22 protein-coding genes and 1 pseudogene are annotated in these 19,491 nt (G+C 39.5%); 7 read left to right on the top strand and 16 right to left on the bottom strand.

Annotation, left to right across the window (positions count from 1 at the left end):
• Positions 1–14: 14 nt before the first annotated feature.
• The 4 genes from astD to EAH57_RS07120 all read right to left on the bottom strand — a co-directional run bounded on the left by astD (position 15) and on the right by EAH57_RS07120 (position 5,132).
• Positions 15–1,484, bottom strand: coding sequence for a succinylglutamate-semialdehyde dehydrogenase (gene astD, locus EAH57_RS07135; protein WP_121929458.1), 1,470 nt, complete (start codon positions 1,482–1,484; stop codon positions 15–17).
• Entirely contained in the window at positions 1,481–2,527 is a 1,047-nt protein-coding gene (gene astA, locus EAH57_RS07130; protein ID WP_121929457.1) for an arginine N-succinyltransferase, read from the bottom strand. Before astA ends, astD begins: the two co-directional genes overlap by 4 nt.
• A gap of 21 nt (positions 2,528–2,548) precedes the next feature.
• Positions 2,549–3,754: an aspartate aminotransferase family protein gene (locus EAH57_RS07125; RefSeq protein ID WP_121929456.1), complete on the bottom strand. Its 1,206-nt coding sequence runs from the start codon at positions 3,752–3,754 to the stop codon at positions 2,549–2,551.
• A gap of 103 nt (positions 3,755–3,857) precedes the next feature.
• Positions 3,858–5,132 (bottom strand): Glu/Leu/Phe/Val family dehydrogenase, encoded by a 1,275-nt coding sequence (locus tag EAH57_RS07120; protein ID WP_171407409.1) that lies wholly within the window; start codon positions 5,130–5,132, stop codon positions 3,858–3,860.
• A 226-nt stretch (positions 5,133–5,358) separates the two neighbouring features.
• On the opposite strand from EAH57_RS07120, the gene EAH57_RS07115 reads away from it, so the two are divergent.
• Entirely contained in the window at positions 5,359–5,781 is a 423-nt protein-coding gene (locus tag EAH57_RS07115; RefSeq protein WP_004670267.1) for an Lrp/AsnC family transcriptional regulator, read from the top strand.
• Here the strand turns inward: EAH57_RS07115 and EAH57_RS07110 are convergent.
• The 5 genes from EAH57_RS07110 to EAH57_RS07090 all read right to left on the bottom strand — a co-directional run bounded on the left by EAH57_RS07110 (position 5,778) and on the right by EAH57_RS07090 (position 9,355).
• Entirely contained in the window at positions 5,778–6,470 is a 693-nt protein-coding gene (locus EAH57_RS07110; RefSeq protein ID WP_121929454.1) for an oxidoreductase, read from the bottom strand. The genes EAH57_RS07115 and EAH57_RS07110 overlap by 4 nt on opposite strands.
• Position 6,471: 1 nt before the next feature.
• The gene (locus EAH57_RS07105; protein ID WP_121929453.1) at positions 6,472–7,212 is read right to left on the bottom strand and encodes an SDR family NAD(P)-dependent oxidoreductase; all 741 of its coding nucleotides are present in this window, start codon (positions 7,210–7,212) and stop codon (positions 6,472–6,474) included.
• A complete protein-coding gene (locus tag EAH57_RS07100; protein ID WP_121929452.1) occupies positions 7,209–7,892 on the bottom strand; it encodes a glutathione S-transferase family protein in 684 nt (227 codons plus the stop codon). The genes EAH57_RS07105 and EAH57_RS07100 overlap by 4 nt, the downstream gene beginning before the upstream one ends.
• A 120-nt stretch (positions 7,893–8,012) precedes the next feature.
• Positions 8,013–8,450, bottom strand: a complete 438-nt coding sequence (locus EAH57_RS07095; RefSeq protein WP_121929451.1) for a PaaI family thioesterase — start codon at positions 8,448–8,450, stop codon at positions 8,013–8,015.
• Between the two features lie 38 nt (positions 8,451–8,488).
• Positions 8,489–9,355, bottom strand: coding sequence for a metal-dependent hydrolase (locus EAH57_RS07090; RefSeq protein WP_121929450.1), 867 nt, complete (start codon positions 9,353–9,355; stop codon positions 8,489–8,491).
• Positions 9,356–9,522: 167 nt separating this feature from the next.
• Here EAH57_RS07090 and EAH57_RS07085 point away from each other — a divergent pair, with 167 nt between their 5' ends.
• The gene (locus EAH57_RS07085; protein WP_121929449.1) at positions 9,523–9,993 is read left to right on the top strand and encodes a winged helix-turn-helix transcriptional regulator; all 471 of its coding nucleotides are present in this window, start codon (positions 9,523–9,525) and stop codon (positions 9,991–9,993) included.
• Positions 9,994–10,156: 163 nt separating this feature from the next.
• Here EAH57_RS07085 and EAH57_RS07080 read toward each other — a convergent pair whose 3' ends face one another.
• Entirely contained in the window at positions 10,157–11,374 is a 1,218-nt protein-coding gene (locus EAH57_RS07080) for an alpha/beta fold hydrolase (RefSeq protein WP_121929448.1), read from the bottom strand.
• Positions 11,375–11,476: 102 nt separating this feature from the next.
• On the opposite strand from EAH57_RS07080, the gene EAH57_RS07075 reads away from it, so the two are divergent.
• From EAH57_RS07075 to EAH57_RS07055, 5 genes are all read left to right on the top strand, one after another.
• Positions 11,477–12,325: a LysR family transcriptional regulator gene (locus EAH57_RS07075; RefSeq protein WP_121929447.1), complete on the top strand. Its 849-nt coding sequence runs from the start codon at positions 11,477–11,479 to the stop codon at positions 12,323–12,325.
• Between the two features lie 209 nt (positions 12,326–12,534).
• A complete protein-coding gene (locus tag EAH57_RS07070; RefSeq protein ID WP_121929446.1) occupies positions 12,535–13,353 on the top strand; it encodes an isocitrate lyase/PEP mutase family protein in 819 nt (272 codons plus the stop codon).
• Between the two features lie 519 nt (positions 13,354–13,872).
• On the top strand, positions 13,873–14,517 hold the full coding sequence (locus EAH57_RS07065) for an SOS response-associated peptidase (protein WP_121929445.1): 645 nt from the start codon (positions 13,873–13,875) through the stop codon (positions 14,515–14,517).
• Positions 14,518–14,627: 110 nt separating this feature from the next.
• Positions 14,628–15,920 (top strand): Y-family DNA polymerase, encoded by a 1,293-nt coding sequence (locus EAH57_RS07060; RefSeq protein WP_121929444.1) that lies wholly within the window; start codon positions 14,628–14,630, stop codon positions 15,918–15,920.
• A gap of 36 nt (positions 15,921–15,956) precedes the next feature.
• On the top strand, positions 15,957–16,376 hold the full coding sequence (locus EAH57_RS07055; protein WP_121929443.1) for a hypothetical protein: 420 nt from the start codon (positions 15,957–15,959) through the stop codon (positions 16,374–16,376).
• Between the two features lie 9 nt (positions 16,377–16,385).
• Here the strand turns inward: EAH57_RS07055 and EAH57_RS07050 are convergent, their stop codons facing one another.
• The 6 genes and pseudogenes from EAH57_RS07050 to EAH57_RS15940 form a co-directional block, all read right to left on the bottom strand.
• Entirely contained in the window at positions 16,386–16,523 is a 138-nt protein-coding gene (locus EAH57_RS07050) for a hypothetical protein (RefSeq protein WP_322899085.1), read from the bottom strand.
• Between the two features lies 1 nt (position 16,524).
• Entirely contained in the window at positions 16,525–16,893 is a 369-nt protein-coding gene (locus tag EAH57_RS07045) for a hypothetical protein (protein WP_121929441.1), read from the bottom strand.
• Positions 16,893–17,444 (bottom strand): glycoside hydrolase family protein, encoded by a 552-nt coding sequence (locus tag EAH57_RS07040; RefSeq protein ID WP_121929440.1) that lies wholly within the window; start codon positions 17,442–17,444, stop codon positions 16,893–16,895. Before EAH57_RS07040 ends, EAH57_RS07045 begins: the two co-directional genes overlap by 1 nt.
• Positions 17,434–17,700 (bottom strand): holin, encoded by a 267-nt coding sequence (locus EAH57_RS07035; protein ID WP_121929439.1) that lies wholly within the window; start codon positions 17,698–17,700, stop codon positions 17,434–17,436. Before EAH57_RS07035 ends, EAH57_RS07040 begins: the two co-directional genes overlap by 11 nt.
• Positions 17,701–17,756: 56 nt before the next feature.
• On the bottom strand, positions 17,757–17,933 hold the full coding sequence (locus EAH57_RS15945; protein ID WP_171407408.1) for a hypothetical protein: 177 nt from the start codon (positions 17,931–17,933) through the stop codon (positions 17,757–17,759).
• Positions 17,933–19,491: pseudogene (locus EAH57_RS15940) on the bottom strand (phage tail protein); the annotation flags it as partial. The pseudogene EAH57_RS15940 and the gene EAH57_RS15945, both read right to left, overlap by 1 nt.

Raw genomic sequence — 19,491 nt, 5'->3', positions numbered from 1 at the left:
CGGCACGATTTAACTTAGAGCACAATGCCCGGTGATAATTTTGAAGGAAGTGTGACGCTGTCACTTTCCATTGATGCCATTGGCCACGCGCTATAATCAGCGGCATAGAATGCACTGGCACGATGGTTTCCAGATGCACCAACACCACCAAAAGGTGCTGCACTCGATGCGCCGGTTAGTGGTTTATTCCAGTTCACGATACCTGCACGTGCTTCAATCAATACACGCTCAAATAAGTGACGTTGTGGTGAGACCAAACCAACAGCCAAACCAAATCGGGTGTTATTGGCAATGTTTAAAGCTTCATCAAAATCGTGATATCGATAAATCGTGGTGAGCGGACCAAAGTATTCATCATCAGGGGTGTCTGCGACATCGCTGACCTCTAAAATCCCAGCTGTCAGTAATGAGTTATCGGCTTGTGGACGTGTCATTTCCAAGAGTGGTTTTGCACCTAGAGCCATCAATTTGCTTTGCGCTGCTAACATTTGTTCAGCGGCATGAGCAGAAATCACACCGCCCATGAACGGTTGCGGTTCAGCATTCCATGCACCCACTACCAAGTTTTTCGCCACTTCGACAAAACGCTGAATAAAGGCATCACCATTGGCACCTTGCTTGACGATGATACGTCTAGCACAAGTACAGCGTTGACCTGCGGAGACAAATGCAGACTGAATCGCTAAATTCACCACTGCATCAATATCGCTTGCTTCATCAATAATGAGGGCATTATTGCCACCCATTTCAAGCGCAAGAATTTTTTCAGGTGTACCCGCCATTTGTTTATGTAGGTGATAGCCAGTGTTGGCACTGCCTGTAAACAGCAAACCGTCAATTTGCTCAGCAGCAGCTAAGGCTTCGCCAGTGTGACGTCCGCCTTGTACAACATTAAGTACACCTTTTGGTAGACCCGCCTGTTGCCATAATTTTGCGGTTTCTTCTGCTGTCCAAGGTGTAAGTTCACTTGGTTTAAACACCACTGTATTCCCAGCAATCAATGCAGGAACGATATGACCATTTGGCAAGTGTCCCGGGAAGTTATACGGACCAAATACTGCCAAAACGCCATGCGGACGATGGCGCAAAGAAGCAACGCCATCAGGCATTTCTGTTTCGCTAAAACCAGTCCGTTGATGATAGGCGCGAATTGAAATCGCCACTTTGCCAATCATCGCTTGAACTTCGGTCAAGGTTTCCCAAAATGGTTTACTGGTTTCTTGGCTAATCACTTCTGCCAAATGATTTTTATTTTGCTCAAGTAAAGCTGCAAAACGTTCAACAACAGCAATACGTTGTTCTAATGCCAAACGTGCCCATGCTGGAAATGCTTGGCGTGCAGCATCACATGCTTGCTCAACATCCGCAGCGCAGGCTTCGTGCCCTGCCCAGATTTTTTGATTGGTAACAGGATCTGTTTTGCTCAAAGTGCTACCGTGTCCTTGTACCCAAGCGCCATCAATGAGTAATGCACCTTGTGTCATTTTTGATTCTCCATATTTTCTAATGCTAAAACGCGCACTTGATCTTGTTGTTGCACATTGAGTGCCTGCGCCTGTTCTGCGCTCATCAACAAAATATCGTCATCAGATACATGGTTATTGATGAGCAAAACGCGGTAATCGGTATATTGGTCATTTGCAACCAAGTAATAAATCTCTGCCGTCTCTATCTGTTCGGCAATTTTGACCGTCAACACACGGCTATGTTTAACAGCGCGTAAATCGGCAATATTGGCTTCTAGCGTTGGACCTGCGTCAAAAATATCAACATAACCCTGATATCTAAGCCCTTCCGACATGAGTACTTTGGCGGCAGGTAGCGTATGTGGATGAACTTCGGCAATCACTGTTCGTGCCTCTTGCGGAAGTAAATCAACATAGACAGGGAATCTTGGCATCAATTCAGCAATGAAAACCTTTTGCCCAATACCGCTTAAATAATCCGCAGTAGCAAAATCCATATTAAAAAAGTGATAGCCCAATGCATTCCAAAATGGTGAATAACCGTTTTGATCTGAGAAACCACGCATTTCAGCAATCAATCTTTCTTCAAAATACGACCGAAACGCCGCAATAAATAGAAAACGAACCTTAGATAAAAATTTGCCGTTTTGATTTTTACGATAGTCAGGATCAAGGAACAGAGTGCAAAGCTCACTGCAACCGGTATGATCATTACTTAAAAATAAAGTCTCTAAAGTTTTATACACATTTAAAGTTTTAGAGGCATGTACCTGTTTAGCAACACGAAAATTATAGAAAGGTTCATTTAACCCCACCGCAACCTCAATCGCGCTGACACCCACAATTTTTTTCAGGCTGCTATCTTCAAGCACAAACAAATAACTCGCATCACCCTTTGGAGATATGCCCTCTAAAGTATGCGTGGTACGGGTAATCCGCTCAGCCAAAATCTCTTTATTTTGTGGCAAGGAAGTCAAGCCAATGCCTGACTCCCCAGCTCGTTGCGCCAAACGATAAATATCATCTAAGTCCCGATGCGCTGCATGTCTAACAATCATCATGGTTAGATGCTCACTAAAGATTTAGAGGCGTGCTAAAGCACGAGCAAAACGATTTAGACCTTCATCAATATCTTCTTTTGGAATAATCAGTGAAGGGGTAAAACGCACCACGTCAGCACCTGCAACCAAGGCTAAAAGACCTTCTTCACCTGCTAAAGTGACGATATTTTTGGCTTTGCCAGCATATTCATCTTTGAGTACACAACCAATCAGTAAGCCCTGCCCACGAATTTCTTTAAATAGATTAAATTCAGCATTGATTTTATTTAAAGCATCGACAAAGTACTGATGACGCTGTTTAACTCCGTCTAAAACCTCAGGTGTATTGATAAATCCAAATACCGCTGCGGCCACCGCAGATGCCAATGGATTGCCACCATAAGTTGTGCCGTGATCACCCACCGCAAACATGTTGGCGTATTTATCCGTGGTGATCATGGCACCTATAGGGAAACCACCACCGAGTGCTTTTGCTGTAGTCAAAATATCTGGTGTAACACCTGTATTCATATAAGCGTAGAGCGAACCTGTACGCCCCACACCTGTTTGTACTTCATCAAAAATCAGCACTGCGCCTTTTTCATCACACAGCGCACGTAAACCTTTTAAGAACTCAAGATCAGCTGGAACAACCCCACCCTCACCTTGGATCGGTTCAACAATTACCGCGCAAGTATCTTCAGTGATGACCGCTTTTGCAGCCTCTAAATCATTGAACGCGGTATGTTCAATACCTTCTGGTAGTGGCGCAAAATCTTGAGAGTATTTCGGTTGACCGCCAGCAGTCACGGTAAACAAAGTACGACCATGAAAGGCATTTTTGAATGCAACGATATGATTCTTTTTCGGGTTGCCGCTTAATAGCCCGACTTTACGCGCCAGTTTTAACGCAGCTTCATTGGCTTCTGCACCAGAATTACAGAAAAATACTTTGTCAGCAAAAGTACTATCGACCAATTGCTTTGCAAGACCCAATACAGGCTCATTGGTATAACCATTACCAATATGCCAAAGCTTTTGTGCTTGTTCTGTCAGCGCATTGACCGCAACTGGATGGGCATGACCTAGCGCATTGACTGCAATTCCGCCTGCAAAATCAATATATTCTTTTTCATTTTGATCCCACAGACGAGAGCCTTCACCACGCACTAAAATGAAATTTGCTGGCGCAAAAACGGGAACCATCCAATCATTAAAATTGCTACGTGTAATCGCGACATTGCTCATTTTATTTACTCACTTCCTGTTTGATCGTCGGGCTGTTTAAATATTTAACAGCCCAGTTTTAAACTGATGTACAAGGGTCTATGAATGTCAACAGACCCTAAACTTAACCGGGGAAAATACCGCGTTCTTTACGCGCTTTTAAAATACGTTCGCACGCCAAGATATATGCAGCAGTACGCAGGCTACATGCTTTATGCTGGGCAATTTCCCAAACATCTGCTGTCGCTTGAATCATTAATTTGTCGAGACGTTCATTGATCTCATCTTCTGTCCAGAAGTAACTCGCCATATCTTGAACCCATTCAAAATAACTGACCGTCACACCACCAGCGTTACAAATTACATCTGGGACAACAACGATATTTCGATCAATAAAGACATCATCTGCCTCTGGATAAGTTGGACCATTTGCACCTTCAAGTACGATTTTGGCCTTTAACTTTTGCGCACGTTCAACGGTAATCTGACCTTCTAATGCCGCAGGAATCAGAATATCCATATCGACATCCCAGAACGCTTCATCTGCAATCACTGTGGCATCGGCATAACCCATCACGCCACCCTGTTCTGTAACATGGTTTTGCAATGCTTTTACGTTTAAACCTTCAGCATTAAAAATGGTGCCTGTATGGTCTTGTACACAAACCACTTTTGCACCTGCATGACTAAATAAATATGCGGCTTCGTTACCTACATTACCAAAACCCTGAACCGCAACTTTACTGCCTTCGACAACAAGATTTATTTTTTTGGCAACTTCTAAGCCTGTAACGAATACACCACGACCTGTTGCACGAACACGCCCCAACGAACCACCTAAATGTACAGGTTTACCCGTTACTACGCCGGTTACAGTATGACCTTTGATACTTGAGTAGGTATCCATCATCCAACCCATAATATCGGCATTTGTACCCACATCTGGTGCAGGAATATCAATTTGAGGACCGATAATTGGGCTGATTTCGCTGGTAAAACGACGGGTTAAACGCTCTAATTCACGTGGTGAAAGTTCTTTAGGATTGACACGGATACCACCTTTGGCGCCACCAAATGGCAGATTGAGTACGGCTGTTTTGATGGTCATCCAAGCAGATAATGCCATGACTTCATTCAATTCAACATCATGATGATAGCGGATACCGCCTTTACCTGGACCACGCGACAAGTTGTGCTGTACGCGGTACCCTTCAAAATGACGGATACTTCCATCATCCATCACAATCGGAACATCCACGATTAAAGTACGTTTTGGGCGTTTCAGCGTATTCACAAAATTACTGAGGTCTGCATCTAAATATGGTGTCACTCGATCAATTTGAGTGAGATAAGTTTGCCAAGCACCGCTATTTTGATCCGTATATGATAAAGACATCATCTGTTCCTTAATTAATCAATTATCCCTGTTATCTACAGATTCCCTTTTTATTCAGGGTCTCCTTTTCACCCCATCCTCCCTGATCCACATTCAGCTTCATAAAATTGAGTGAAATGTTTGGGGCTTCGTATAATCATTATTATTAAGAATCAAAATGATTCATAAAATTTGTTTTTATGACTAAAATGAATTATTTTTTAGCAATCTGCTCATAGTAAATAGCAAAATGAACAATATTGATCATATTCTCTTAGGATTACTGAAAGACAATGCACGGATGTCGATTACAGATTTGGCTGCCAAGACACGCGTATCCAGAGCAACGGTGCAGAAGCGTATTGAATACATGGAATCGACTGGTGTTATTACTGGATATACGGTGCGTTTCCGTCCAAATGCAGAAAAAAATATCATTCGGGCATGGATGAGCATTATGGTTGAAGGAACCAAAGCACAAGCCGTCATTCGAGAATTACGCTTAGAATCTGCGGTGGAGCGCCTGCATACCACCAATGGGAAATGGGATATTTTGGTGGAATTACAATCAGATAGTTTAGAGAATTTTGATAAGGCCCTAGAAAGGATTCGAAATATTTCAGGGATTTATAATAGTGAGACCAGTATTTTGCTATCGACTTATAAAATTTAAAGCCCTCTTATACTCACTTCCTGACTCCAAGTGGAGTTAGGTTGTTTGTGAATATGCCAGCATAGTTGATGAATAGATTTCATTAATAGCTGGTTCTGGCGATCCCATGTTTCTAGCTCACAATAGGCAATATGAATCCCTTTAGGATGAAACTCTCTTGATAATGACTGTGATAATGCCCGAATACTCGCAAACATACTTTGAGCGAGAAGATCAGCATTTGATATTATTTTATTTTGCATACCAAGAAAAATGAATGTGCCTTTTCTCTGTGCAAGCATATGCTTAATCATTATTTGTGAAATACTGACCGCACTTAGCCCTGTGTTTTTCCACTGGAACTCAACTTGTTGAGTGGAAAGCATATCTTCTTCATTCAACACTTTAAAACTGGGTTGAAATATACAAAGTTCAATGTGATGTGCTTGCTGTCGAATGTGCTGCATCAAGTTTTTTAATGCAACAGGATTGACTAAATTTAAATAGATCGTCGTAAGTTCTGGATTCTGGCATTCTATGTGTATTGAAGGGTGTTTAGCATCAATCAAGACTTGATAAACATGCAACTTTTTTTGCTTACTCTGTTCCACACAAACATGGCTAAGATGATGTATTTCATCACCAACCACAACGATACAGCCCTGTGCTTCTAAGTCTTGGCGAAAGAAGTAATTAAGGATCCTTTTCATCTTAAAACCGCTCCCGATAAGGACGTAAATCTAATTCATGTGTCCACAAATCATTGCTTTGTTGATATAGCATTAAATAATTGTCTGCAATTGCCTCAATATTTAAACCGCCTGTGCCACGCGTCAATCTCGCTAAGCGACCAAGACCAAACAATGCATGATTGACCCGATCTCCATCGACCATGCCATCAACCACAACATGCGCAATATGTATATTTTTCGGCTCATAAAAACTTGCTAAATTAAGCGCATAAGCCCGTAACGCCGATTTTCCCATGGTAAATGCTGCGAAAAATGGTTTGCCGCGCATAGATGCACTCGCACCTGTGAAAATCAAGGTTCCTTTTTGTTGCTGCTCAAAAATCTTGAGGCACGATTGTGAAACCAAATAGGCAGATAAAAAGGTAGACCGCCACATGTTTGAAAAGAATGAAAGCTTGGTTGTTAAAAACAGGGATGGAATATTGCCACCGACATTATGTGCAACCACTGCAAGCTGTTCATTCTGAGCAATGATTGCCTCAAATAAAGACTGAATCTGTTCAGGATTTTCTGCATCTAGTTTATAAGCAACAGCATTTCCACCGTGCTGAGTAATGGTTTGAGTCACTTCTTGCAACTTACTGAGGGTTCGACCAACCACATAAACTTTTAAACCGACTTGAGCAAAACGCCGTGATATGGCTGCACCGATGCCTTGCTCTGCTCCCACCCCAATAACGACAGCGACTCGCATACTCATATCAATACGATCCAAGCCGCGATGTTTGGATAACTATTAATTTTCGGTCCCCAAATTTTACTGGTGCGTATAATTTCTAAAAGCTGAGAACCCACTGCAATGTCGGCAACCGTTTTACGATCACTAACCAACCAACCTGTAGCACCGAGCATCAGTTCAATACGTTCTAGATGACGAATAAACTCAGCTTCGATATCTGACTTTGACATACGACCTGTGCCCTGCATTTTGAGCTGAAAATTCAAAGCCGATCTCAACAAAGGTTTCATCAAAAATGCTTCATGCTTAGGACGACCTTCGGCACTAATGGCAACAGCTTGGTTTAAAGCATCAGCATCACTGACGCGAAAATGAACCTCATAGAAATACAATAATTCGTCTGCCCAGTCCTCCCAAAGTTCGACGTAAGCCTTTTGTAATGGGTCAGTTGGATAAAGTCTTGGGGAATCTGGATATGCTTCATCGAGATAACGTGCGATTCGCGTACTATCTTGGATACGTTGATCATTAATATCTAATACAGGTACTTTACCGACTTTGCTGAGCATGGGTACTTTTGCACTAAAAACACCATTGTAGTTTACAGTTTCAAATGGAATTTCTTTGAACCTCAACATTCTGGCTACTTTCTGGCAGAAAGGTGAAATTTCCCATTGATGTAACACCGCTGATTTTTTCATTCTTTTCCCTATAAAATTATTATGTTGCTTGTACTGAATGAGATTTGTAAGAGGCACAAATAAAAGTAATATGCTCCCAATGAAGCATATCACTTAGAGGCTATACACCTTACACTTCAACTAAGCACGAATAATCATATTGGTGGCAGTGGCATGAGCATACAACTTTCCGTCTTCATCACGAAGATAACCTTCAGAAATCACTAAGTTTTTCCCAACATTGATGACCTTGCCTTCAGCAATCAACTTTTTATTAAAGGGCATAGGACGACACATTTTAATGGCTAAATCGGTTGTTCCGTATCCCTCACCTGCCGCAAGCACAGTATGTGTTGCACAGCCTGTCACAGAGTCCAAAACTGTCGCTGCGAAACCGCCATGCACGCCGCCTAGTGGATTGGTATGACGCTCATCTGCAACCGCAATAAAGACGATACGACCATATTCAACCTCTCCGACACCTTCCATCCCCATTGTTTTCGCAATACCTGGAGCTGGTACTAAGCCTTGCTGAAATGCTTGCATGAGTTCTAAACCAGTCATATTTGATGGATTCATACCTGTTACCTATCTGATGAAAAAACTAAAAATATTTTTTAATGAATAAAGGTCGATTGTTCTGGAGACAAACCAATTTTTATTTTGGTTTGCGCCACGATTTCAGATTCATCCGTATCATTTGGATGAAAGTTAAAACGATAATAAGAGAAAAATTGTGGCACTAACTTTTGATATGCCTGTACCGTAAACCCAGCAAATTTTGCCCAAGATTTTAGATTCAACATTTGTTTATCTCTAGACATTAACATCACTTGATAAACATTTGACATCAGGGTGATCAAAGCAATGCTAAACGTAAAAATCGCAACTCTAGGAATATACGCAGACAGTCCTTGACCATACAAATATTGATACATATCGTAAGCAACAGCTTTATGTTCTGTCTCCTCAACACTATGCCATAACCAAAGGTTACGAATGGTTTCATCTGTCATTAATTCATTGACGTTTTTCATCATTTCCACCACCAGTACTGCGGTGTAATGTTCTAGTCCGACTGTGACTAATAAATTCCATTTTTTTGGGAAAGTTTTTTCAATCGCTTTGAGCATAGTGCCTGTGATCTTTTCTAATGATTCAGGGTCTAAACCATATTGTTGAGCACTAAGGTGAAATGCGTGGTGCTCTTTGGAATGCATGGCTTCTTGACCGATAAATGCACCAATATCACGATCTAATTGCTCATTCTCTTTTACCTGTCCGCGCAAAGCACGAACTGATCGTACAAAATAGGATTCGCCCTCAGGAAATAACGTGGATAAACCTGTGAAATAATGAGTAAAAGTAGGTTCATTATTACACCAATACTTTGGCATATCTGCAAACTCATAATCCATACGGCGTACAGGAAATGATGCAGGTGTTTTTTGCTTTGTTTTTTCTTTCAACACGGATACAGACATGACTCACCTCAAAAAGTTTATCTCAAATTTATAAGTTCCAAAAAAGAACTTATACAATCAAAATAACGATGCTAAGATATATTGTCAATAAAGCGGATGTCTTAATGGCTCAAGTTGTCCTAAAATGACAGTCTTGTTCCTGTAAAGATAAATAGATGGGGTATTCAATGAAATGGCATGAACTCGGTGAAATGAACTGCCCAATCGCAAGGACGTTGTCTATCTTTGGGGATCGTTGGACCTTACTTATTATTCGTAATGCCTTTATGAAAACTCGACGTTTTGATGACTTTCAAAAGCAGTTGGGTATCACTCGTCATTTATTAACTGAACGGATTAATCGTTTGGTAGATAACAATATTTTTGAAAAAGTGCTTTATCATGAAGCACCAAAACGGTATGAATATAGACTGACAGAAAAAGGACTGGCACTTTACCCAATCCTTGTCACCATGAGTGGTTGGGGAAATCTTTGGCAAAATGAAAATAAAGAATTCCCAGAACTTCGCTATCTACATAAAAGCTGTGGCAATGTCACCAAGCCTACGCTTACATGTGACTGCTGCGGTGAGGAACTCGATGCCAGACAAATGTCCCCTGTGTATATATCAGAAGAAATGAAGAAGATTAATATATAAGCACTACAATAAAATCATAAAAATTGCGTTTAAATGATAAAAATGACCTGCTGAAGAAGCAGGTCAAAAAAATTACTTTTGCCTTGAATGTACAATAGAATCATCAAAATGCTACTTACCTAAACTTCTTTTCGAACACAATTATTTGATGAAGATGAATAGTCTAATCAACTAGATTAAGAATAATATTCAATACTTCATCAGGGGCTTCGATTGGAATCGAATGCGAAACATTAAATATTTTCTTATGGACGGCACCTGGAATAAGATCAGCAATCTCTTGCCCTAGTTCAGATGGAGTTGCTTGATCCTGCTCACCAGATAATACAACCGTTTTTGCTCTAATTCTTTGAATAATATCTCTTATATCAGTTCGATTTATAACTGTCGATTTTAATGAATTAGCTAAGTTTCCAGGTTGATGTTTCATCATTTTTACCAACTCTTCTTCAGCTATTTCAGGATTATTTTCCAACCATTCAGGCGCAAATTTCATGGCTTGAACTTCTTTAAAAACTTGTAATCTATTTGCATTTGTAGACAAAAGTAGCTCACTCCTCTCAGCCCATAGAGGCATTCGATCCTCATATTCTTTCTGAGCGGATGTATTAACTAAAACAAGCCGATCAATCATTTCTGGATACTTCGCTGCTATACGCATCGCAATCATTCCGCCTTGACTATGACCGACCAAAGTTACTTTTTCAATCTGGTATTCTTTCATCCAAATCACGATGTCTTCTGCTATACCATCAAGATCAAGAAAATCACGCCACCCACTATTTGCATGTCCAGGCATATCAAAGGTAATGCAACGATAATCCGAAATTTGCTTCACGATAAGATCCCAAAACGTCCTATCTAGAAATAGACCATGTAAAAAAATAATGGATGGACCATTACCTACATCATCCCAGCTATAAGTTGTACCATTGATATCCACTTTTCTACTAGAAGATTGACTCCTATGTGTTTGGGAAACTAATAGTGAATCTTCAAAAATCTGATAACGAATGATTTTTTGATCCGCTATAGTAAATTTAATGATGTAATCACTATCAACAATGGTGTCTGTTTTTAGAACCAAATGTCTAAACCTCCCCGTAACAAAAACATCCTGTTCTATATTCACCACTCTCTCAATAGAGAAATTAAGTGGCTTGAAAGCCGTGGGGAAATTCAGTAACCATTTCATGATTGCATTATGCCCTTTTATAATACCAACAGTTTTTACGACTGAGTCACCATCGATATGCCAGATTGCATCCTCATGAATGCAATCAAGTGCTTCTTGTATATTATTCTCACCAAATGCTGTGAGATAACGTCGTACGATATTGATCTCGTAGGTATGATTTTCTAAAGTTAGCAGAGTGTTCATTAAAAGAGAGTCACAATAGATATGATTGACACATATTAGGTCTTTATTATCTATCCATATATGAAGCAAACTAGATAACTATTTTCCACAAATGGAAAGACTATGAACTGGGATGACATTCGTTACTTCAATGCAGTATTTCAATGCCAGAATATTAGCCATGCGGCAAAACTACTTAGCGTAAGTCCTCAAACAGTGGCACGAAAAATAACAGCTCTGGAATCGAAGTTAAAATCTGTTTTATTTATTCGACATCCTCGTGGCTATAACCCAACAGCGGATGCCATGGTTCTTGCTATAGAAGTTGAAAAAGCAGAACAAGTACTAACTGCTTTACAAAATAATTTTGTAAGTAAGTCTAACAAATTTAGTGGAATTGTACGGATTGCCACGCCAGAATTAATTGCTACTGAAATTTTACTACCCGCCTTCAAGCCTTTTTTAAATGAATATCCTGATCTTAAAATTGAACTAGTCACAGGAATAAATACGATTGGAATTGCAAAAGGTGAAGCTGATATTGCCCTTCGTTTAATTCAACCAGAACAAGGTGATCTCACAATCAAACAAGTTGGAACAATGTCCAGTGCATTGTATTCTCTGACGGAAAGTAAAACTGATCTTAAGAACTCAAAACTAATCGGCTGGGATTCACATATTGATTTACCATCTTCCCGCTGGTTAAAAAGAATTACAGGCAGAGAGCCTGATCTAAAATTAAATAGCCTCGCTACGCAAAAAGCAGCTATTCAAGCAGGATTAGGTATAGGGATTCTTCCATGTTTCATTGCAAAAGATTTGAATCGCATCAAACAGCCCTATCTTTTTGAAGAACCTTTATGGCTAGTAACGCACGCTTCTGCTAAAGCCTCACCACGAATTAGACTTGTATACGATGAAATCTCGGAAATAATGCAACGGAATCAATTGAACCTTCATCAAAAATTTTAAAATGTTTAATTTATATCTGTAAAATTGGATGCTTAAAAAATCACTGGGCTGATCTTTCCTTGATGGTTCGGTAATTCACCTAGCTTGCATCAATTTTCTAAGCGAGCATGATCATCCATAAATCAAACCAACTTCATCTCACCAACGATGTATCAATATAATATAGACATTGGCTTTATCTTGTTCTTATCCTTAAGGAGCTACCTATAATGGAATATAGTATTTCTGAAAAAAGAAAGATATTTCGTAATCTGCATCTTACTGGTTGTTTTGTTTTACCAAATCCGTGGGATGCTGGTAGTGCAAAAATTCTAGAACAATTAGGCTTTAAGGCTTTAGCAACAACGAGTTCAGGCTATGCATGGTCGTGTGGTAAGCCTGATGGACTATCATCAAGAGATGAGGTTCTTGCACATCTCCGCTATATGGTTCAATCAACGAATCTGCCTATTAATGCAGATTTTGAAAATGGATTCTCAGATACGATAGATGGAGTTATTGAAAATGTCAGAATGGCAATTGAAACAGGTGTTGCAGGTATTTCGATTGAAGACTCAACAGGGAATCCTGAAAAACCATTACGAGACATGGAAGATGCAGTAGAAAGAATACGTGCGGCTCGTATAGCAATTAATGAAAATGGTGGTGATACTTTCTTAATTGGTCGTGCTGAAAACTTCTTTGTTGGTGTCCACGATTTGGAGGATACTATTGTCAGACTTAAAGCGTATTCAGAAGCTGGGGCAGATTGTCTTTACGCACCTGGTTTAAAAACACGCGAACAAATTCTTGCAGTTGTTCAAGCGGTTGCTCCCAAACCTGTCAATGTATTAATGACTTCGGATAGCAAGTTAAATCATCAGGAGCTCGCAGATTTAGGTGTAAGGCGAATCAGTGTAGGCGGAGCATTGGCACGTACGGCATGGGATGGCTTTATTAAAGCTGCAACTTCAATAATTGAACAGGGTGATTTTAATTGTTTTAGTGACGTTATATCTGGACAGGAACTCAATGAGAAATTTAGATAGGAATTTTTTTATATCCTGAATCACTATGAAATCATATCAAGGTACTTGAATGACTTTTCTATGTTTAAAAAATATGTTTCTTATTAATTCTTAAGTCAATGATGGGAAACGAGCCCCTATTGGGTTAAGTAAGAAAATGTAGCAATAAAAAAGCCACTTATGATAAGTGGCTTTTTTATATAGAGAATTTTGGTGGAGATGGCGGGAGTTGAACCCGAAACCGTGTCACTCTATCAAATTCAATCAAACTCAAACGTTGAAAATACAAGCCTTTGCCCATTTCATTTTTGATAGTGAATGATGGTTTTACATGTAAGCCTGTCAAAAAACCTGTCAAGGTGGTTCTTACAAGCTGTATCACTATCCAAAAGAAATCTGTACTTGCATACTTATACAACAATATATCATTAAGACATTGTTGCTGCGACATAAACGAAATGATCGCTCAACAATTAGGTTATAGAATGTCTGAATACTGCTAATTACAAGAAAAAGCTAAATGAATAAAAGGAGAATGATATGTGCGCAAATTATGAACCTATAGTGCGAAGCCGTGCTCAACTCTTAAATTTATTTGAGCCTACATTCGAGTATAAAGCGGATCTATTCCCTGGTTACGATGGACCAATCATTATTGCTACTGATCAGGGTCTCGAGTGGCGATCCGCCAGATTCGGTCTGGTACCAAACTGGGCAGATGATCTAAAAAAAGTAAAAAACACATATAACGCTAGATCTGAGACAGTCGCCACTAAGCCAAGTTTTAGGCATGCGTGGAAGAATAACCAGTTTTGTTTGATTCCAGTAGAAACTATTTTTGAGCCCAAATATATTGACGATAAACCCCATTGGTATGGTATCTATCGTCATGATGAAATGCCATTCACTGTAGCTGGTATTTATGAGCATGCAACAATTAACGGCGAGTCTGTTATATCAATGAGTATGTTGACGATCAATGCTGATACTCATCCATTCATGAATCAGTTTCATGCTCCAGATGATGAGAAGAGGTCGATTGTGGTAATCCCAAAAGGTCATCGCAAAGATTGGCTTACATGTGATCATGAACAAGCAAAAGTTTTTTTAGTTGATATGCCAGCTGACGAATACACTGCTGCACCTAAATCAGACATGCACAAATTCCGACCAAATACCCTTTAAGTAACGACATTTAATGTCGCCCTATTGTTTATCCACAGTTTTTTAAATTTGAATTCTAATCGACTCATCTCTACCATTTAACTTGAATTTGTTACATATTCAAAATCGAAATGAAAGAGAAGATTTTCGCCCTCGTTGATGTCAATAACTGCTATGTCAGTTGTGAACGTGTATTCAATCCTAAACTAAATAATAAGCCTGTCATTGTCTTATCAAACAATGACGGATGCGCTGTAGCACGCAGCCAAGAGGCGAAGGATTTAGGAATTAAAATGGGTGTCCCTCTTTTCCAGATTAGAGACGTTGTTCAAAAAAACAATGTCATCGTAATGTCTAGCAATTACGCAATGTATGAAGAAATGAGTAAGCGTTTTTATAATATTCTTTCTGGATTCGTCGCCAATTCTGAAATTGAGCGTTATTCAATTGATGAGGTGTTCTGTGATTTAACGGCATTTGAAAATTACAGAGATTTAGTCACATATGGTCACGAGATGAAAGATACACTTCAGCAGTGGTTAGGTTTACCTGTCTGCGTTGGAATCGGCAGAACCAAAACGGAAGCTAAAATTGCAAATCATATAGCTAAAAAAAATAAACAGTTTAATGGTGTATGTGATCTAGTGCGCATGGATCCATGCAATAAGGAAGATTATCTGGCATGTATTGACGTATCAGAAGTTTGGGGAGTCGGCAGGAAGCATACTAAAAAGCTGCAAGGTATGGGTATTAACACAGTATTTGACTTAGCTTGCAGCAATCCAATTCAAATGCAGAAGCTATTTAGTATTGTGATGGCAAGGACTGTGAACGAGTTACAAGGCATATCGTGCATTGAAATTGAACATACCCCTCCAAGCAAGAAGCAGATCATTTCAAGCCGATCATTTGGTCAAAAAGTCACTGAGATTCAAGACCTAAAAGAAGCTATTGCTATGCACTCACAGGATGCTTGCAAGCGATTGAGAACAGATAAGTCGTTGTGTGGGTGTCTTATTGTTTTTGTTCAATCTAATCCATTTGATGCTTCAGTACCCTATTATAATCGCTCTGTTTCTTATGCTTTTCCACAGCCAACTGATTGCGTGACTGACTTTGTGAAAGCTGCAACAGTTATGATTCATCATGTTTTCAAGGCTGGAATAAAATACAAAAAATGTGGAGTACTGCTGACTTGCTTAGAACCAAAATCATCACACATCTATGATCTATTAACTGATATGTCTGAAATTGAAGAGAAGGAAAAACTAATGAAGACGTATGAAGCTATACAAGAAAAATTTGGGAAAAAGAAAATAGGCATCGGACCATGTTTTTTACCAAACCGTGGTTGGTCTATGAGTAGAGACAAATTAAGTAAAAATCCCTTTACTTGGAGTGGTTTATTAACTATTAATAATTAAATTTTTTTGAAACTTTCATTTGAAGTAGATTTATATATGTCAAATCATCAAAACGGTGTAGAACTGTCAAAAATACTAATAGATCTATCAGGTAAAGTTGTTTTTATGCTAATTACTGCATCAACTGCATCAATTGCCTACATATTGACACAAATTAAAAATGACACCTGGTCTGATATTTTACATTTTCCCATTTACTCACTAATACTTTTAGCCATTAGCTTTTTGTTTGGTTATATCTATCTTAATAAAAGACTTCATGTAATTCATTGTAATAGTATAATTCTACAAACCTCAAAAGATACACACTTGTTAAATGAAAGAGAAAAATTGTTTGACGATTTAGAAAAAAATAGCCCCAAATTAAGATTATATGCAAGCCTGCAATTCATAACTTTTATTTTTGGGGCTTTTGTTTACGCACTATATGTATTTATAAGTATTTATTTAAAATGATTTGAATTTTCATTTTAAACTTTTAACTAAGGCTGCATGCCGTGCTGCACATTCATTCCCTTTAGCCACTGTATCAACTGCCCACAACATTACGCCTTTACCTGTACCATCTTCTATAAAGTTAAATCGTGGGCATGGTTCAAGCAAATTAGCTGGAATCACTGGTTTTAATAAGACTGTTGATTTCTGACAGCCCATCATCATCAAAACAACGATTGAGATAAATAGGACGCTCAACGATCTTTTGCACTTCATGTGTAACACGTTCGACTTTGACACGGTGTTCTGATTTGAGTTTCTCATAGTCTTCACTCACTTCATTGACTTTATTTTGGGCTTCAGTAAGTGCTTTGACTTGCTTCCGCTCAATATCTTGAATTTGTGTAAAACACTTCTGATCTGCTTCTTTGAGTTGACCGGTTTTGTAATTAAGTACAGCCAAAGTACTCAGCAATAAAAAAGCGAGAAAACCAATAATGATTTCTCGCCAGAATTTTGCTGCAACAACTATCAACATTATTGTGCTCCTATGCATTTTTTATAGCGTTCTTTCTGTCTTGTCCAAACACCAGCACAACGTTTATTGCCGGGTGTAGAGCAGTCATATCCAGCCGCATATTTGTACTTAAGCAGCGAATCACAAGCTTGCTTGTATTTCCCTTGCTTTAAATTGCGAAGCATTGATGATTTCTGCCAATTACCCATGCCATATTGATAAGTGAAATCAATGAATGCGTCATACTCATACTGATAGATCGGCACATTCAAAATAGTTTTATTAAATCGATCGGCATCTTTATTCATGTGATAGCGTAAAAAGTACATCCCTTTTTCGCGAGAGATTGCAGGATCAGACATTCTTACACGTACACCATTTGGGTATACCGTTGTGCCATGTCCGATCGTTGGCACATCCCCCTTCGTAGGGATAATTGGTTTTGCCGTAAACCCCTCTTTTTTAGCCGTTTCTATCGCTTGTTTTTCACTAGGGCCAGATATAAAAAAACCGCCAATTAAGGCGGCAGAAACAGTTGAACCAACAACAAATAATCTAGTTTTATTCTGCATTACAATCCCCCTTTAAGTTTTGAATACGCAACTGATATTCGGCTTTACGCATTTCATGCTCAATTTTTTCTCGGCGATTTTTTTGCACCGCAAAGTACATTTGAATTCCAAGACCAACTGCGGCAATGATTAGGCCACCCCAAGCGAAAACATCAACTTTTGCTAGAAACCCCAAAAACGACACTCCCCCACTACTCACAGTAATTTTCTGACTAATCGCTACAGCACTGGCCTCAACAGCCGATGTATCAGACATTTCATCTCTCCAGACAATAAAAAAGCGCCTAAAGGCGCATTCTCTTCAAAACCAAATTAACTTTGAATCAGTTCATTATTCTTAACCAAATAATTCGCTTGAACTATCTGCCCTTCAATTTTTAATACATCTTGACCTTGATCAAGATGTATCCGATCTTGTAAAAATTCAGGACATTCAACAATATTTTGAATGACACCTGTTTCTGATTCATATACTGCAAAATATGCCATTACTTCCTCATCGTCATTGCATGAATATATCGCTGTGACACATTCACATTTCCACCTTGAGCAGCACGCAACTGAAGTTTAAAAGTACCCGCAATCAATGTTGAATCATGACGAGAAATATTTAAGGTTCCAGCGCCACGTGCAGATCCTCTAACATTTACATTATGAGAGTGAATACCATCCAAACCCATTGATGCTGATGAACTAAGATTTAAATTATGCTCATGTGATCCATTGCTCCCAGTACTACTATTAAAGCTGTGATTATGACTACCAGCATTTTGAGTTGAACCTCCACCACTAATATTGTGACTATGGCTTCCATCATTTCCCGTATTGCCGCTAAAGTTGTGATTGTGACTACCAGCGCTACTCATTGTTCCTGTTGTTGTCACTGATACATTGTGCCCATGTTGCCCACTATTACTTGATGTAACGCCAACCGCCTCATAATCAGTAAAGTAGACCTCAAGATCATCAAAGACAACGACATCATTTTTAAGGACACGGCATAAAATCTGCTGTGTAGAAGCATACGATGCAAAACTAAATACTGCTCCAAAAGTCAAAATGGTATGCCCCATATCAGAAGGAACCACCAGCGTCTGTACTGTCGTATATTCGGCACCAATCGTGAAATTAGCCTCAGCAAAAGCAGAAACAGGAACTGTGACCGCATTGTCTTGGATTTTAAGCGTATCAACCGCCAAGTCCGCAATCTTTGCTCCTGTTACAGCTAGATTATCAATTTTCCCTGTTGTGACTGCCAAGGTATCAATCTTGCCTGTCTTAACTGATAAATCCTCAATATGCGAAGTTTTTACAGACTGATAGTCCATAAATGCAGTTTTAAGGTAAGCAGCAACTGGGAATACGGTTCCTGTTTCTGGATCAGTGTATGGAGTAGTTCTGAAAATAAATGGATATGAAACTGTTCCATTATCTCCATTGCCGATTGCAAGCGAATCAAAGTTAAAAATAAACTGTGACTCAACACCATCATTCGCCCCACCCCATCCAGCAATTTTTCCGTTAACATCTAACTTGATGTACTTCTGTGTATATAAACCATCTACACTTTCTGACACATCTTGAATTGATGCTGTATTCCCATTAACAGTGGTCTGAATTGTTGCAACATTGCTTGCAGTAGCACTTTGCGCTGTTGAAACTGCATTTATTTGCTGTTGAACAGTTGCAAGATTGTCATCAACTTCAGTCTGCACAGTATCAATCCGTTGACCTAAAGCAGTATCAGCCGTTGTTCTTGCGGTCTCCTCTGATTTAATCAATGCAGTATTTGACCCGACTTGTGCAGTCACTGTATCAATACGTTGACCCAATGCGCTGTCAGCAGTAGATCTTGCCGTTACCTCCTCTTGAATTGCAGCCTGATTCACACCGACTTGCGCATTCACCGTATCGATACGCTGACCTAAAGCACTGTCTGCATCTGCAAATGCTGATTGAATCGTCCAAGACGATGCTTGGTTACTGCCTGAATCTGCCGTCCAGTTGTTCTGGTCAGCAGTCAAAGGCGTAACCTTGGCAAAGACTC

The organism is Acinetobacter sp. 2JN-4 (assembly GCF_003687745.1).
GTDB classification, from domain to species: Bacteria; Pseudomonadota; Gammaproteobacteria; order Pseudomonadales; family Moraxellaceae; genus Acinetobacter; species Acinetobacter halotolerans.
This window is presented reverse-complemented; position numbering and strand designations above follow the sequence as displayed.

Excerpts from the sequence above, each read along its gene's own strand:
- astD (WP_121929458.1), bottom strand. The coding sequence starts at position 1,484 with ATGACACAAGGTGCATTACTCATTGATGGCGCTTGGGTACAAGGACAC.
- astA (WP_121929457.1), bottom strand. The coding sequence starts at position 2,527 with ATGATGATTGTTAGACATGCAGCGCATCGGGACTTAGATGATATTTAT.
- EAH57_RS07125 (WP_121929456.1), bottom strand. The coding sequence starts at position 3,754 with ATGAGCAATGTCGCGATTACACGTAGCAATTTTAATGATTGGATGGTT.
- EAH57_RS07120 (WP_171407409.1), bottom strand. The coding sequence starts at position 5,132 with ATGATGTCTTTATCATATACGGATCAAAATAGCGGTGCTTGGCAAACT.
- EAH57_RS07115 (WP_004670267.1), top strand. The coding sequence starts at position 5,359 with ATGAACAATATTGATCATATTCTCTTAGGATTACTGAAAGACAATGCA.
- EAH57_RS07110 (WP_121929454.1), bottom strand. The coding sequence starts at position 6,470 with ATGAAAAGGATCCTTAATTACTTCTTTCGCCAAGACTTAGAAGCACAG.
- EAH57_RS07105 (WP_121929453.1), bottom strand. The coding sequence starts at position 7,212 with ATGAGTATGCGAGTCGCTGTCGTTATTGGGGTGGGAGCAGAGCAAGGC.
- EAH57_RS07100 (WP_121929452.1), bottom strand. The coding sequence starts at position 7,892 with ATGAAAAAATCAGCGGTGTTACATCAATGGGAAATTTCACCTTTCTGC.
- EAH57_RS07095 (WP_121929451.1), bottom strand. The coding sequence starts at position 8,450 with ATGAATCCATCAAATATGACTGGTTTAGAACTCATGCAAGCATTTCAG.
- EAH57_RS07090 (WP_121929450.1), bottom strand. The coding sequence starts at position 9,355 with ATGTCTGTATCCGTGTTGAAAGAAAAAACAAAGCAAAAAACACCTGCA.
- EAH57_RS07085 (WP_121929449.1), top strand. The coding sequence starts at position 9,523 with ATGAAATGGCATGAACTCGGTGAAATGAACTGCCCAATCGCAAGGACG.
- EAH57_RS07080 (WP_121929448.1), bottom strand. The coding sequence starts at position 11,374 with ATGAACACTCTGCTAACTTTAGAAAATCATACCTACGAGATCAATATC.
- EAH57_RS07075 (WP_121929447.1), top strand. The coding sequence starts at position 11,477 with ATGAACTGGGATGACATTCGTTACTTCAATGCAGTATTTCAATGCCAG.
- EAH57_RS07070 (WP_121929446.1), top strand. The coding sequence starts at position 12,535 with ATGGAATATAGTATTTCTGAAAAAAGAAAGATATTTCGTAATCTGCAT.
- EAH57_RS07065 (WP_121929445.1), top strand. The coding sequence starts at position 13,873 with ATGTGCGCAAATTATGAACCTATAGTGCGAAGCCGTGCTCAACTCTTA.
- EAH57_RS07060 (WP_121929444.1), top strand. The coding sequence starts at position 14,628 with ATGAAAGAGAAGATTTTCGCCCTCGTTGATGTCAATAACTGCTATGTC.
- EAH57_RS07055 (WP_121929443.1), top strand. The coding sequence starts at position 15,957 with ATGTCAAATCATCAAAACGGTGTAGAACTGTCAAAAATACTAATAGAT.
- EAH57_RS07045 (WP_121929441.1), bottom strand. The coding sequence starts at position 16,893 with ATGTTGATAGTTGTTGCAGCAAAATTCTGGCGAGAAATCATTATTGGT.
- EAH57_RS07040 (WP_121929440.1), bottom strand. The coding sequence starts at position 17,444 with ATGCAGAATAAAACTAGATTATTTGTTGTTGGTTCAACTGTTTCTGCC.
- EAH57_RS07035 (WP_121929439.1), bottom strand. The coding sequence starts at position 17,700 with ATGTCTGATACATCGGCTGTTGAGGCCAGTGCTGTAGCGATTAGTCAG.
- EAH57_RS15945 (WP_171407408.1), bottom strand. The coding sequence starts at position 17,933 with ATGGCATATTTTGCAGTATATGAATCAGAAACAGGTGTCATTCAAAAT.